Source organism: Streptomyces sp. AB3(2024) (assembly GCF_041862025.1).
Classification (GTDB): Bacteria; Actinomycetota; Actinomycetes; order Streptomycetales; family Streptomycetaceae; genus Streptomyces.
In genome coordinates this window covers 1-13630 of record NZ_JBGWAB010000176.1, presented here as the reverse complement: position 1 = coordinate 13630, position 13630 = coordinate 1, and the positions used below count along the sequence as shown (strand labels likewise).

General features: G+C 73.7%; 12 protein-coding genes, 2 tRNA genes, 1 pseudogene and 1 riboswitch. Of the genes and pseudogenes, 10 read left to right on the top strand and 5 right to left on the bottom strand.

Annotation, left to right across the window (positions count from 1 at the left end; translation table 11 throughout):
* Window positions 1-27: 27 nt before the first annotated feature.
* Both ACEPPI_RS37210 and ACEPPI_RS37205 read right to left on the bottom strand, forming a co-directional pair.
* A pseudogene (locus tag ACEPPI_RS37210) lies at window positions 28-1038 on the bottom strand (RNA polymerase sigma factor); the annotation flags it as partial.
* A 138-nt stretch (window positions 1039-1176) separates the two neighbouring features.
* Window positions 1177-1989, bottom strand: a complete 813-nt coding sequence (locus ACEPPI_RS37205; RefSeq protein WP_373919689.1) for an IclR family transcriptional regulator — start codon at window positions 1987-1989, stop codon at window positions 1177-1179.
* 199 nt (window positions 1990-2188) lie between these two features.
* On the opposite strand from ACEPPI_RS37205, the gene ACEPPI_RS37200 reads away from it, so the two are divergent.
* Both ACEPPI_RS37200 and ACEPPI_RS37195 read left to right on the top strand, forming a co-directional pair.
* Window positions 2189-2848 (top strand): bifunctional 4-hydroxy-2-oxoglutarate aldolase/2-dehydro-3-deoxy-phosphogluconate aldolase, encoded by a 660-nt coding sequence (locus tag ACEPPI_RS37200; protein WP_373919688.1) that lies wholly within the window; start codon window positions 2189-2191, stop codon window positions 2846-2848.
* Between the two features lie 2 nt (window positions 2849-2850).
* Complete coding sequence (locus ACEPPI_RS37195) at window positions 2851-3837, top strand: PfkB family carbohydrate kinase (protein ID WP_373919687.1); 987 nt, start codon at window positions 2851-2853, stop codon at window positions 3835-3837.
* Here the strand turns inward: ACEPPI_RS37195 and ACEPPI_RS37190 are convergent.
* Both ACEPPI_RS37190 and ACEPPI_RS37185 read right to left on the bottom strand, forming a co-directional pair.
* Window positions 3803-4642, bottom strand: a complete 840-nt coding sequence (locus ACEPPI_RS37190) for a serpin family protein (protein WP_373919686.1) — start codon at window positions 4640-4642, stop codon at window positions 3803-3805. The two genes, ACEPPI_RS37195 and ACEPPI_RS37190, sit on opposite strands and share 35 nt — an antisense overlap.
* A 63-nt stretch (window positions 4643-4705) precedes the next feature.
* Entirely contained in the window at window positions 4706-5002 is a 297-nt protein-coding gene (locus ACEPPI_RS37185; protein ID WP_373919685.1) for a hypothetical protein, read from the bottom strand.
* 348 nt (window positions 5003-5350) lie between these two features.
* Here ACEPPI_RS37185 and ACEPPI_RS37180 point away from each other — a divergent pair, with 348 nt between their 5' ends.
* Together ACEPPI_RS37180 and ACEPPI_RS37175 are read left to right on the top strand one after the other, a co-directional pair.
* The gene (locus ACEPPI_RS37180) at window positions 5351-6430 is read left to right on the top strand and encodes a dihydrodipicolinate reductase (RefSeq protein WP_373919684.1); all 1080 of its coding nucleotides are present in this window, start codon (window positions 5351-5353) and stop codon (window positions 6428-6430) included.
* Complete coding sequence (locus ACEPPI_RS37175) at window positions 6427-6906, top strand: carboxymuconolactone decarboxylase family protein (protein WP_030229787.1); 480 nt, start codon at window positions 6427-6429, stop codon at window positions 6904-6906. The genes ACEPPI_RS37180 and ACEPPI_RS37175 overlap by 4 nt, the downstream gene beginning before the upstream one ends.
* A 58-nt stretch (window positions 6907-6964) precedes the next feature.
* On the opposite strand, the gene ACEPPI_RS37170 is transcribed toward ACEPPI_RS37175, so the two are convergent.
* Window positions 6965-8620, bottom strand: coding sequence for a GMC oxidoreductase (locus ACEPPI_RS37170; RefSeq protein ID WP_373919683.1), 1656 nt, complete (start codon window positions 8618-8620; stop codon window positions 6965-6967).
* Window positions 8621-8844: 224 nt separating this feature from the next.
* On the opposite strand from ACEPPI_RS37170, the gene ACEPPI_RS37165 reads away from it, so the two are divergent.
* From ACEPPI_RS37165 to ACEPPI_RS37140, 6 genes are all read left to right on the top strand, one after another.
* A tRNA-Trp gene (locus ACEPPI_RS37165) sits at window positions 8845-8918 on the top strand.
* Between the two features lie 1078 nt (window positions 8919-9996).
* A tRNA-Arg gene (locus tag ACEPPI_RS37160) sits at window positions 9997-10080 on the top strand.
* Between the two features lie 73 nt (window positions 10081-10153).
* A riboswitch (cobalamin riboswitch) is annotated at window positions 10154-10297 on the top strand.
* 34 nt (window positions 10298-10331) lie between these two features.
* A complete protein-coding gene (locus ACEPPI_RS37155) occupies window positions 10332-11333 on the top strand; it encodes an ABC transporter substrate-binding protein (protein ID WP_373919682.1) in 1002 nt (333 codons plus the stop codon).
* Window positions 11330-12376: a FecCD family ABC transporter permease gene (locus tag ACEPPI_RS37150; RefSeq protein ID WP_373919681.1), complete on the top strand. Its 1047-nt coding sequence runs from the start codon at window positions 11330-11332 to the stop codon at window positions 12374-12376. The genes ACEPPI_RS37155 and ACEPPI_RS37150 overlap by 4 nt, the downstream gene beginning before the upstream one ends.
* Window positions 12373-13203: an ABC transporter ATP-binding protein gene (locus ACEPPI_RS37145; RefSeq protein ID WP_373919680.1), complete on the top strand. Its 831-nt coding sequence runs from the start codon at window positions 12373-12375 to the stop codon at window positions 13201-13203. Before ACEPPI_RS37150 ends, ACEPPI_RS37145 begins: the two co-directional genes overlap by 4 nt.
* A 16-nt stretch (window positions 13204-13219) precedes the next feature.
* Entirely contained in the window at window positions 13220-13552 is a 333-nt protein-coding gene (locus ACEPPI_RS37140; protein WP_373919679.1) for a DUF6191 domain-containing protein, read from the top strand.
* Window positions 13553-13630: the final 78 nt, after the last annotated feature.

Here is a 13630-nt window from a genome sequence, read left to right as displayed (position 1 = left end):
CGGCGGCCTGGTCTACCTCGGCTCGCTGCCCGGCACGCACGCGGCGATCACCGCCCCGCCGATCGCCCGGCGCCGGTTCTGCCGCTTCCTGCGCTGCGCCCCGCGGCCGGCGTCCGCGCCCGAGCCGCCCGAGTCGCCCGCGTCGCCCCCCTTGCGGCGGGCCGCCCGGCCCGGTCCGGACACCACCGGGGCGAGCTGGGTCTCCGCCCCCGCGAAGGCCGCGCCCGCCGGGGCGAACGCCGCGCCGGCGGTGGCCGACCGTACGCCCGCCAGCAGTGCCGCCGTCACCGGGACCAGCGCCAGACCGGCCAGCAGCCCCTCCGCCGGGACCAGACCGTTCCACAGCCCCGAGCAGCGCAGGCATTCCCGGGCGTGCCGGGCTATTCGCTTGCGCCACAGGGCGGAGGGCCGTCCGTCCCAGGTGCCCGTCATCGCGCGCAGCCCCTCACAGGGCGGCTGCGTCTCCAGTGCCCGCTCCACCACCCGGGCCGACTCCAGCTGAGCCTTCATCCGCTGCACCCGCACCGCCGCGTGCTGCGGGGTCAGCTCCAGCGCCGCGGCCATCTCGGCCCGGGTGACCTCCCCGGCGCACTCCAGCCACCACAACGACAGCAGCGCCCGGTCGTCGGGCTCCAGCCAGCGCGTGGCGCGGGCGGTCTCGCGCCGCTGCCCCGACAGGTGGAGCCGCGCGACGGTCAGGTCGGCGAAGTCGGCGCCGGGGTCGGCGAGGTCCCCGGCCTCCTCCAGGCCGCTCTGCCCGGGGCCGTTCTGGCGGGACTGCCAGTGCGCCCGTACCCGGTTCATCGTGATCGCCACCAGCCAGGACCGGAAGCTCTCGTCCGCACGCAGGCCGCCCAGCCCGTCGAGCGCGCGCAGCATCGTGTCCTGTACGACGTCGTCCACGTCGACCGACCCGTTCAGGGCGCGTCCGACGATGTTGTAGACGAGCGGCAGGTGGGTGCTGACGAGCTCGTCCTGGGCGCGGGGATCGCCCGCGCGGGCCGCTGCCACCAGGGCTGCCGTGTGCTGTGTACTCATGTGAAAAGTCCCTGTCCGTACCGGCGGTCGATGATGCCCAATATCTGGGAGACCGTCGAGTGGGGCCCCGATAACACTTATCCGGAAGAAGTCTCCGGGAAAATCCGCGGAGCCGCTCCGTGGGGGCGGCCGGACGGCTCAGAGCAGCGGCGCCAGGGCCCGCGCGGCCTCCCGGAGGGCCGGGGCGTATCCCTCGGCCTCCTGACGGGAGACCAGGAAGGTGACGGTGGTGACGGAGACCCCGCCGAGCGGCCGGCCGTCCGGTCCGGCGACGGCCACCCCGGCGCAGCGGATGGAGGGCTCGTTCTCCTCGTCGTCCACGGCGAACCCCCGTGCGCGCACCGCCGCGAGCTCCGCCTCCAGTTCCACCGTCGTGGTCAGCGTCCTCGGGGTGCGGCGCGGCAGGCCGGCCGAGGCGACCAGGGCACGGACCTCCTCCGGGGGCAGCAGGGCCAGGACGCTCTTGCCGATCGCCGTGGTGTGCAGCGGCATCCGGGTGCCCACGCGCGAGGCCGTCCGGAAGGGCTGGTCGGCCTCCAGCTTGCGGATGTAGGTGATGGTCTCCCCGGTGTGCAGCGCCAGGTGCACCGTCTGGCCGGTCTCCCGCCGCAGTTCGCGCAGGACCTCGTCGACACCGGCCGGCTCCGCGGCGCGGACCAGGGCCGACAGGCCGTGCAGCCGGGGGCCGGTTCCGTAGCGGCCGTCGCCTTCCGGGCGGACGAAGCCCTGCTCGATCAGGGCGGCCAGGATCCGGAAGGTGCTCGACTTCGGTACGGCCGCCGCCGTCATGACGTCGGTGAGGCGGTGCGGGCCGCCCGGCGCGGCGACGGCCTCCAGGATCCGCAGGGACTTCTCCAGGGCGGACCCCGCCGCCGAGGTACGGCCCGCGCGGGCGGGCCCGGCCGACCCGACGGCGGCCTCCGTCACGTCCTGGGACACGTCCTGGGACACGCCCTCGGACACGTCCTGGGATACGCCCCGGGATACGCCCCGGGATACGTCCTCGGATCCTGACGCGGACCCTTCCCGGGGTCCTTGCCCCGGTCCTCGCTCCGTTGACACGTCATCTCCCGGCATGGGTAAGGTCTGGACCACGAAGTTCCGCCACACGATACCCCGTTCCACTACGTGGAACACATCGGAGGGTGCTTTGTCCTGCCATCCGTACGCGGTGATAGCCGCCCAGCGCCTGCTGCCGGTCCTGCGCAACACCGGCGCGGACGAGGCCGTCCGGGCCGCCACGGACCTGCTCGCCGCCGGCTGCCGTGCTGTGGAGCTCACCACCTCCACTCCCGGCTGGGCCTCGGCCGTCGCCCGCACCGCCCCGCTCACCGACGCCCGCGGGCGCCGCGCGCTGATCGGCATGGGCACCGTGACGACCCGCGCCCAGGCCGAGGAGGCACTCGACGCGGGCGCCGGCTTCCTGGTCTCCCCCTACCCGGCCCCCGCGGTCCGCGAGGTCGCGCGGCGGCGCGCGGCGGTGTTCGTCGAGGGCGGGTTCACCCCCGGCGAGATCGCCGCCGCCGTCCGGTCCGCCGGAGCCGCGAAGGTCTTCCCCGCCCATGTGGGCGGCCCGGACTTCATCCGCTCCCTCAGGGCGGTCCTCCCCGACGCCCTGCTCATCGCGACCGGAGGCATCCGGCCCGACGAGGTCCGCACCTGGCTCGCGGCGGGCGCGAGCGCCGTCGGCATCGGCGGCAGCCTGCCCGCGGACCCGGCCCGGCTGGCTGCGCTCTTCGCGGAAGCGGCCGGACCGTGCTGCGCCGCGTGCGGGGCGGACCCCGGCGCGACCGGCGGCGGGGTGCGGTGACGATGGCCGCCGCATCCCGCGCGTACGACGTCCTCGTGCTCGGCGAGGTCCTCGTCGAGATCCACGCCGGTACGGCCCTGCGCGCGGTGGCCGACGGAACCACCGCCCGCATCTCCTTCTCCGGCGATGCGCTCAACGCCGCGGCCGCCGCGGCGGCCGCCGGAGCGCGCACCGCCCTCCTGGCGGTCGTCGGCGACGACGAACTCGGCGGCCCGCTGCTGCGCCGCGCCGCCGAACTCGGAATCGACGTCTCCCACGTCCACCGCGCCCCCCGCCCCAACGGCGCCTACCTGGTCGGCGCCGACACCGACGGGGACCGGGAGTTCGTCTACTGGCGCACCCGCAGCGCCGGTTCGACCCTCTCGCCGGCGCACACCCGGGCCTGGCGGGAGTTGCTGACCGGCACCGGGGCGCTCGTCACCAGCGGGATCACCGGTGCGCTCTCGCCGAGCGCGCGGGAGGCCGTACTGGACGCCGCCCGGACCGTCCACGCGGCCGGAGGACACCTCACGTACGACCCCAACCACCGGCCCCGGCTGACCGGGCGCGACCGGGCCCGGGACCTGCTGGCCCGGATCGCGCCGATGACCGGGCTGCTCAAGACCTCCTGCCCGGCCGACGCGCTCGCCCTGGTGGACACCGCCGACCCGCGGGTCGCGGCAGCCCGCTACCGGGCGCTGGGAGCCCGCGCCGTCGCCGTCACCTGCGGCGCCGGGCGGCTGCTGCTGGACGACGGCGCCCGCGTGGCCCGCTTCCCGGTCCCGCCCAACCCGGCGCCCGTCGACGCGACCGGTGCCGGGGACTGTTTCACCGGCACGGCCACGGCCCGGATCGCGCTGGGCGACACCCTGGAGCGGGCAGTGGCCCACGGGGTGGCGGCGGCCTCCCTCTCGGTTTCGGGGCGCGGGGGCACCGGGTGCGTGCCGGCCTTCGCGGACACGGCCGCGCTGGCGGCTACGGTCCGTCCGGGTACGGAACCGGGTCCGTGACCCAGCCCGCCGCGAGGACCAGGCGCGAGGTGCGGTGGACGGCCAGGAAGCCGAAGGGCCGGTCGAAGGTCACCTTCGCCCCGCGGGTCCGGTAGCGCCGGCCCGGCGCCGCGGAGCCGGGCGCCGTGGCGATCGCCGTCACGGCGGCGGCTTCGAACCCGCGCGCGTGGAAGCGGGCCGCCGCGGCCTGCCGGGCCGAGCCCACCGCGAGCGGCTCCGGGCTGATACCGGGGAAGTGGCCCCGGCTGCTGTCCGCGGCCGTCTCCAGGCCGAACGCCCCGGCCCGCTCCAGGAGATCGTGCTCCGCGCGCACCTCGAAGGCGGCCGTCTCGATGAAGAGCCGGGGCTCGGGGGATGCGCAGACCGCCGTGCCGGTGAGCAGGCCGGGGCCGGGAGCGCCGTTCGGGAGCAGGCTCACGCCGGTGGCGGGGAGGGCGCGAGTGACGGCCCGGACGCCGGTGGCGAGCACGTCCCCGGGGGTGGCCCGCGGCTCGCCCAGTACGAGGTGGACGTCCACCCCGGTCTCCCCGACCACCTCCAGCAGGGTCACCGCCCCGCCGGGGCCCCGGGCCACCTTCACCCGGTCCAGGAGGGTCGTGTCGCGGCGCAGCATGCGCACGGGGCGGCCGGCCCATGGCCCCTCGTGCGCTTCTCCGTACCCCTCACGGAACGGCTGGATCCAGTGCAGCCGCAGCGCGAGCGCCGAGGCCAGCACCAGCCGGACCGGGTCGGGTCCCTCCGGCAGCGTGACCGGCATCCGCTCGATCGCGCCGTCGGTGCGCTCGCGGGCCCACCCGTCCAGCACCTCGCGGTCGCGGTCCGTGTCCCCGCTCAGGGCGCCCCTCGTGCCGGGAGGGAGCGCCGCCGATCAGCCGGGTTCCAGGGGGAGGTCCTCGCGGGTCCAGAGTCCGGTCGCCGACCGCAGCCCCCGTACGCCGCCCAGCGCGGCCATCACCTCCCGTGCGGCCGGCGTCGCGTCCTCGGCGGGTATGCCGAGCGCCTCGGCCAGCTCCGTCCGGGCCGGGCCGGCCGCGCCGCCCGCGAGGAGGGCGAGCAGCGGCCAGAGCCCGGCCGCGGTGAAGACGGTGCCCGCCTCCGCGGCCGGGGCGGCGGCCGCCCAGCGTGCCGTGAGCCGGTTGACCGCGCGTACCGTCGAGTTCCTCATGGGCGCGAGGGTACGTGGGGGGCGCCGCCGGGCTTACCCCGGCCCGGCGGCGCCGGTCGGGGACCCGGAACTTCGCCCCGCCGCGGCCCTGTTCGCGGATGTGGCGGCCCTTCGCGCTCAGCACCCGCAGGTCGTCGCACGTCCAACGGGTGCTGCCGTCGAAGAGCCAGGCGTGGCCTCCGCGCCGGTCGCGGTGCACCTGGTGGGCGCCGGACGCGGCCGGCTTCCTCAGCTCCTCGTAGTCCTCGTGGCGGGCGGCCACCTCGGGTTCCGCGGAACCGCCCGGCCGTCCGAAAAACATCCTCCACGGCCCTGGGCACCTTTGCGCCCCCTCGCTACCCTCCGCGCATGATTCCCACGGTGGTCTGGGGCACCGGCAACGTCGGCCGCGCGGCGATCCGCGCCGTCGAGGCCCACCCGGCGCTCGCCCTCACGGCAGTGATCGTCCACAACCCCGGCAAGGTCGGCCGCGACGCGGGCGAACTCGCCGGACTCGACCGGCGGCTGGGGGTGGCGGCGACCGACGACGCCGCGGCGGTGCTCGCCGCCCGGCCCGCCGCCGTCGTCTACGCGGCCTCCGGCGATGTCCGTCCCGACGATGCCCTCACCGACATCACGCGGGCGATCGCGGCCGGAGCGGTCGTCGTCAGTCCCGCCCTCTACCCCCTCTACGACCACCGCGGCGCCCCGCCCGAGTTCCGGGACCCGGTCCTGGCGGCGGTAGCGGAAGGCGGCGGCTCGCTCTTCGCCTCCGGCGTCGACCCCGGCTGGGGCAACGACGTGCTCCCGCTGCTGCTCAGCGGCCTCGGCACCACGGTGGACGTGATCCGCTGCCAGGAGATCTTCGACTACTCCACGTACGACCAGCCGGACTCCGTCCGCTACCTGGTCGGCATGGGCCAACCCATGGACTACGAGCCGATGATGCTCATGCCCTCGGTCCCGACCATGGTGTGGGGCGGCCAGATCCGGATGATGGCCCGCGCCCTCGGCGTGGAACTCGACGGGATCCGCGAGACCTCGGACCGGCGCGCCCTCGACACCACCGTGACCACCCGCAGCATGGGCGAGTTCGAGGCCGGCACCCAGGGCGCCATCCGCTTCGAGGTGCAGGGCATCGTCGAGGGCGAGCCCCGCATCGTCATCGAACACGTCACCCGCATCCACCCGTCCTGCGCACCCGACTGGCCCACCCCGCCCGACGGGACCGGGGCCCACCGGGTCGTCATCGAGGGCCGCCCGCGCATCGAGGTCACCGTCGAGTGCACCGACGAGGACGACAACCGCTCGGCCGGGGGCAACGCCACCGCCGTCGGCCGGCTCGTCGGCGCCATCGACTGGCTGGTCGACGCCGAACCGGGGCTCTACGACGCGCTCGACGTCCCGCTGCGACCCGCAGCCGGCAAACTCGGAAGGAAGCAGCCATGAGGATCGACGTTCCCGAAGGACAGCACCCGATCGAGTACGTGTGGGGCGATCTGGTGCCCGGCATCGGCATGGCCGCGGCCAACTTCTCCCTGTCCGTCTACGCCCACACCACCCTGGGCCTGCGCGAGTTCGAGGCCGCCCGGCTGCGCATCGCGCAGATCAACGGCTGCGTCTTCTGCCTCGACTGGCGTACCGACCGGGACGGGGAGAAGGTCGAGGAGGGGTTCGCCGACGCGGTGACCGAGTGGCGGACCACCGGGGCCTTCGACGACCGCACCCGACTGGCGGCCGAGTACGCGGAGCGCTACGCCCTGGACCACCACAACCTCGACGAGGAGTTCTGGGCGCGGATGACCGCGCACTACAGCCAGGTGGAGATCGTGGAGCTGAGCATGAGCATCGGCTCCTGGCTCGCCTTCGGCCGGCTCAACCACGTGCTGGGCCTCGACAGCGTCTGTGTGCTGCCGGGCGGCTGAAGCGGCCCGGGGCCGTGCGGAGGCGGTTCCGCACGGTCCCGGGACCGGACCGCCGCCCTCAGAGGTCGGTGGCGATGATCTTCTCTATGTTCCGTTCGGCGAGGGCCGTGATGGTCACGAAGGGGTTGACGCTGGTGTTGCCGGGGATCAGCGCTCCGTCGATCACGTACAGGCCGGTGTAGCCGCGCAGGCGGCCGTAGTTGTCGGTGGCCTTGTTCAGCACGGCGCCGCCGAGCGGGTGGTAGGTGAGGTGGTCACCCCAGATCTTGTTGGTGCCGAAGAGGTCGGTCCGGTAGATCGTCCCCTCCTTCGAGTTGATCTTGTCGAAGATGCTCTTCGCCATGTCGATGGAGGGCTGCTTCCACGCGGTCTGCCAGTTCAGGTCGACCTTGCCGGCGGCGGCGTTCCAGGTGAACTCGGCGCGGTTGGGGTTCTTGGTGATGGAGAGGTAGAAGGAGGCGTACGTCTCGATCCCCGTGGGCAGCGGGGCCACCTCGGCGAAGGCGCCGCCCGCGTCCCAGTTGTCGATGCCGCCGCAGGGGATGGCGGCCTGCACATTGCCCGTGGGGTCCCACATGTGGTTGGCCCGGCCGCACATGACGTTGCCGTTGTCGCCCCAGCCCTTGCCGATCTCGTCGTTCAGGTCGGCCAGCGCGCCGGTGGCCTTCAGCCTGACCAGGAGCTTGCTGGTGCCGACGCTGCCCGCCGCGAAGAAGACCCGGTCGGCGGTGACGGTCTTGGTGGCGACCACCGCCCCGGTGGTGTCGATCTGTTCCATGCCGACGGCGTAGCCGCCACCGGCCGAGGGGGAGACGGTGGTGACCCGGTGCAGCGGGGAGACGGCGACCTTGCCGGTCGCCCGGGCGGCCGCGAGGTAGGTCTTCTGGAGGGACTTCTTGCCGGCGTTGTTGCCGTAGAGGATCTCGCCGTCGACGGCGGACTTGGGGACGGTGCCGGCGACCTCCTGCTTCATGTAGTCCCAGTCGTAGACGTCCGGGACGAAGACGAAGGGGAAGCCGGAGCGCTGGGCGTGCTTGCGGCCGACCCGGGCGAACTGGTAGCAGTCCACCGTGTCGAACCAGGCAGGGTCGATCAGACCCACACCGAGCCCGGCGTTGGCGCGCGGGTAGTAGGTGGTGTACATCTCCTCCGCGTCCACCGAGGGCAGGATCGCTGCGAAGTTCTGCCGCTTGGGCGTCACCGCCATGCCGCCGTTGACCAGCGAACCGCCGCCCACGCCGCGGCCCTGGTAGACGATGATCCCGCCCATCTCCTCGGCATCGAGGATGCCCGTGTACCGGGGGACGTCCTTGTCGATGGGGAAGCCGAGAAAGTTGCTGAGCGGCGCTTTGGTCCTGGTGCGGAGCCAGTACGAACGGTAGTCGGGCCTGGTGGTGTTGGCGAAGATCTTGCCGTCGCTTCCGGGGGTGTCCCAGGCCATGCCCATCTCGATCATGTGCACGTCGACCCCGGCCTGCGCGAGCCGCAGCGCCGCGACGGAGCCGCCGTAGCCGGTACCGATGACGAGGGCCGGAACATGGGCCCCGGAGTCGATGGGCGCGTTCGCGGCGGCCGCCCCGGTGGCGCTTTCCGCTCGGGCCGGGATGGTGTTGACCGCCAGGGCCAGGGCTCCAAGAATGGAACTGGTTCCAGCGATGAATCCACGGCGTGACACACCCTTGGATACCTTGCTGTGCAGGCTTTTGTCACTCATGCGACCTTCCTCACTCTCGATGGAGTGAGAACAAGTTCTACTGTTGAATGCCTGCCAAGTCACTACACGCGTCGAGGTAACTTGTGACCGTTTTCGCCTGCTGGGCCTGTTGGGTTCGGGAGTGTCGGGGAAAGTTCCCGCCGGGCCGCCGCGAACTTTCCCCGAGTTGACACCCGAATTCAGTGGATCTTCGTGGCCCGGCGTGCCATGGTTGGTCCCACCGAAGGGGTGTAGCTCAGCTGGTCAGAGCAACGGTCTCCAAAACCGTAGGCCGCAGGTTCGAATCCTGCCGCCCCTGCAAGAGTCACCTGCACGAACACCGACGAACGTCCAGGCGGGAGCCTTCTCCCGGCTGGGCGTTCGCCGTGTTTCCGGCGTCTGGGTCAGGGGCGAGGAGGTCCCCCGCCCGACAGCGCCCCGCCCCACCGGTCTCTCGTGCCCTGAAGGGCCCGGCGGGGCGGCGCCGTGCAGCTGCAGCCCGCAGCGTCCCCGCAAGTCAGGAACTGCTCGCGGATGATACGTCCACGCTATCCGCCACCACTGACAGCGAGGCCGGACCCGGAACGTGGAAGCGAAACGCGAGTCCGATCCCCGCGCTCGCCCCGCCCGCCTCCGGGTCCCGGAGCGGCTGCGAATGCGCGACCTGTGGGGCGGAACCGGGGCCTGATCACCGCGCCGGGATACCCGGACCCGCTGCAACCCTGCCGACCCGCAGGCTGCACGCCGCGGCCTCGCCGAGGGCGCCGATGCCGGCACTTGCCGCCGACCGGACGCGATGCTCGGCGTATCCCATCGTGCTCGGCCCTCAGGGTCCGCAAGGGCCTGAAGGCCCGAACGGGACGGCCGGCGGGGACGGGCGCGACGCGGTCTCTGCGGTGAACACTGAGCGTGGCGGTGGAAACGGCCGAGCCGTGGCCGCGACCCGGCTCGAGGCGCACGCGCATTGCGCTGAGCAGGCTGCCCGGGCCTGGCCTGATGGGCAGGGCAGCGGCGACGCGACCCTTGACCGGCTCGCCAACGGGTATACGGCGACACAGAGGGACCGGGCGTTCCGGCAGTGCATGAGCGACGAGGGATGGCCGCAGTAGCAGCGCACCCCGACCCGTCGGCGGGTCCGGGATGTGGACCGCTGATGTCTGGCACCAGGCGCGCGGCGCCCCTCCCGTGGGGAGCCGGGGGGGGCGCCGGCCCGGGATGGTCCGGTGACAGCACCGTAGACCCGCAGGCGGGGCGACGGTAGGCATATGACAGGGGGGATTCCGGAACAGTGGAACGGTCAGGCCTCCAACAGCAGCGCTCTACAGGATTGTTCGGAGTGTCGCGATCCGGCTCGTCACCCTTCCCTGGGGGTCGCATCGGCGGCAGTCGCCTCAGTCGAGGTCGGAGCAGGCTCGGAAACAGTGTGGCAGCGGTCTGCGAAACCGCGGGTCGGGTCACAGGCGCGACTCCTGTCGTCCCCTGCCGTTCGTGCGTGGAGCGCGGTGGCGGCCGGCTGCGTTGGACCTGTGGACCCCCGTTCGGGGGAAAGGGGGCATCTGGCAGACTTGTGCGGGTTGTCCCAGGCGGCGCAGGACAGGAAACCGGTGTGAATCCGGTGCGGTCCCGCCACTGTGACCGGAGCTCCGCCCACCCGCGGGCCCCGGGAGTCAGACACTGACGCGCCGCCTCTTCACTTCGACCGGGGACGAGGATCCCCCGGAGAGGCCTCGCCATGTCGCGTTCCCGCGCAACCCTGCGCTCCATCGCCGCCCTCGCCTTCCTGGTTCCGCTCGCCGCGTGCGGCGGGCCGGCCGACGGACCCGCCGGTGCGGCCCGGCCCGGCCCCGGAGCGCGGCCCGCGCCCGGGTTCCCGTACACCGTCACCAACTGCGGTGTCACCAGCACCTACCAGGCCCCGCCCGAGCGGGCCGTCACCATGAACCAGCACGCCACCGAGATCATGCTGGCCCTCGGACTGCAGGACCGGATGGTCGGCACGGCCTACCTCGACGACTCCGTGCTCCCCGCCTACCGGCCCGCCTACGACAAGATCAAGGTGCTGGCCGGCGAATACCCCTCCAAGGAGGTGCTCCTCGGAGCCGACCCCGACTTCGTGTACGGCGGTTACGCCAGCGCCTTCGACAAGGGCCAGGGCCGGGACCGTGAAGGGCTCGCCCGGTCCGGCATCGGCTCCCGGCTGAGCGTGGAGTACTGCACCCGGGGCCCGGTCGGCCTCGCCCAGCTGAAGACCGAGATCACCGAGGTCGCCCGGACCTTCGGCGTGCCCGAACGCGGAGCGGCCCTCGTCGAGGACGAGCAGCGCCGCGTCGACGCCGTCACCGCACGTCTGAAGGACGCGCCGAGGCCGCCCGTCTTCGTCTACGACTCCGGCGAGGGCTCCGCCTTCACCTCGGGCGGCAAGGGCATCGGCAACGAGATCGTCACCCTCGCCGGAGGCACGAACGTCTTCGCCGACCTCGACGACACCTTCGGCGACGTGTCCTGGGAGAAGGTCATCGAGCGCAAGCCCGAGGTCGTCCTCATCTACGACTACGGCGGCACCACCGTGGAGTCCAAGAAGCAGCGCCTGCTCAACGACCCGGCGCTGGCTCAGGTTCCCGCCGTCAAGAACCGGCGGTTCGTCGTGCTGCCGCTCTCCTCCGCCGTGCTCGGCGTACGCGTCGCCGACGCCGTCGAGTCCCTGGGCCGCCAACTGCACCCCGACGCCGCGTGAGGCGCCGCCGGACCGCCGCCGTCCTCCTGATCCTCGCCGCCGTTCTGGCGGCCTCGGCGGTGGCCGGGCTCGCCCTGGGGCCCGTACGGATCGCCCCCGGCCGGGTCCTCGACCTCGTCCTGGCCGGACCGGACGCGCAGGGCGGAGCCTTCGCCTCCATCGTGTGGGACGTCCGCATGCCGCGCGTCCTGCTCGGCACGGTCGTCGGCGCCGGACTCGCCGTCGCCGGCGCGGTGCTCCAGGCCCTCGTGCGCAACCCGCTCGCCGACCCCTTCCTGCTCGGCGCCTCCTCGGGCGCCTCCGCGGGGGCCGTGCTCGTCATCGTCTTCGGTACGGCCGCCGGCGCGGGCGCCGCAGGGGTCGCGGGCGGGGCCGGGGTGCCGCTCGCCGCGTTCGCCGGGTCGATGGCCGCGCTCGTCACCGTCTACGCCCTGGCCCGGAGGGGCGGCACCATGACCACCGGCCGGCTGATCCTGGCCGGAGTCGCCGTGCAGTACGTGCTCTCCGCCCTGACCAGCCTGGTGCTCGTACTGTCCGCGAGCCCCGACCAGATGCGCTCGGTGCTGTTCTGGACGCTGGGCGGCCTGGGCGGGGCCCGCTGGGACGAACTGGCCCTGCCCGCGGCCGCGCTGTTCGTCGGGACCGGTGTGCTCGTCACCCTGGCCCGGCCCCTGGACCTGCTGCTCGCGGGGGAGGAGGGCGCGCACACCCTCGGGCTGGACACCGGCCGGTTCCGGGCCGCCGCGTTCGTGCTCACCTCCCTCGTCATCGGGGTGCTGGTGGCCTCCAGCGGGGCGATCGGCTTCGTCGGGCTGATGGTTCCGCACGCCGCCCGGATGGTGGTGGGAGCCGGGCACCGGGCGCTGCTGCCCGTCGCCGCGCTGGGCGGGGCCGTGTTCCTGACGCTGGCCGACCTGTTGGCCCGTACGGCGGCCGCGCCCGAGGAGATACCGGTCGGCGTGGTCACCGCTCTGGTGGGAGGGCCGTTCTTCCTGTGGATGCTGCGCAGGTCCGGCCGCGGCGAGGGGGTGGTGGGCGGATGACGGGGGGTTCGGTGGAACTCACCGTCGAGGCGGTGCGTTACGAGATCGACGGGCAGCAGCTGCTGCGCGGAGTCGACCTGACCGCCCGGCCGGGGGAGACGGTCGCCGTGGTCGGGCCGAACGGCAGTGGCAAGACCACGCTGCTGCGTTGTGTTTACGGCACTTTGCGGCCCACCGCCGGCCGCGTGCTCCTCGACGGGAGGGACGCGGGCTCGCTGAGCGTCAAGGAGCGGGCCCGGAAGGTGGCTGCCGTTCCCCAGGACGGCGCCGGCGCAATGGGCCTGACGGTCCGGGAGGTCGTCGCCATGGGGCGCAGCCCGCACAGACGGTTCTGGGAACAGGACGGCCCGGGAGACGCACTGCGCGTCGACAGCGCCCTGGAGACGGTCGGCGCGACCGCCTTCGCGGCGCGGCGCTTCGAGGAGCTGTCCGGCGGCGAACGCCAGCGCGCGCTCGTCGCCCGCGCCCTCGTCCAGGAAACGGGCCTCCTCGCCCTGGACGAGCCGACCAACCACCTCGACATCCGCTACCAGCTGGAGGTTCTGGACCTGGTGCGCGGCCTGCCCACGACGAGTCTGCTGGTCCTGCACGACCTCAACCTGGCGGCGTCCTTCTGTGACCGGCTGTACGTCCTGGCGGGCGGCCGGGTGGTCGCGGCGGGGGTGCCGGGCGAGGTGCTGACGGAGGACCTGCTGGCCGAGGTCTACGGTGTCCGCACGCGCATCGGCACCCACCCGACCACGGGCGCACCCAGCATCGTCTACCTCCCCCCGGACCCTCCCGCTGCACGACTGCGGCACGCCGCGGGGGGAACGGCGGCGCCCTGACGCACGTTCACGTCCTGTGCTGAATCTCCTGACGGGCCCTGCCCTCGTGCTGCTGATCGTCGTGCCGCTGTTCCTCTGGGCGGCCCTCCGTCAGGCCGCCCGGTTCGCCAGGCACCGTGGGTGGCTGCCGGGCCGCCCCGGCCGCGCCGCGCTCGGTTCGCGCGGTGCGGGCGCGACGGCCACGGAGGAACTGCACGCCCTGATCTATCCGAGCAAGCGGGTCCAACTGGACCAACGCCACATCGAACTGGTGCTGCGGGACGACGAGCAGGACGGCGCGCCGGGGAGGAACGGCGTCGACCTCGACGCGGGCACCGCCCGCATACGGAGTCGGGGCGGCCCGGCGTGAGAGCCCCGTCCCGGCGGCCCCGTCCCGGCGGCCCCGTCCCGGCGGCCCCGTCCCGGCGGCCCCGTCCCGGCGGCCCCG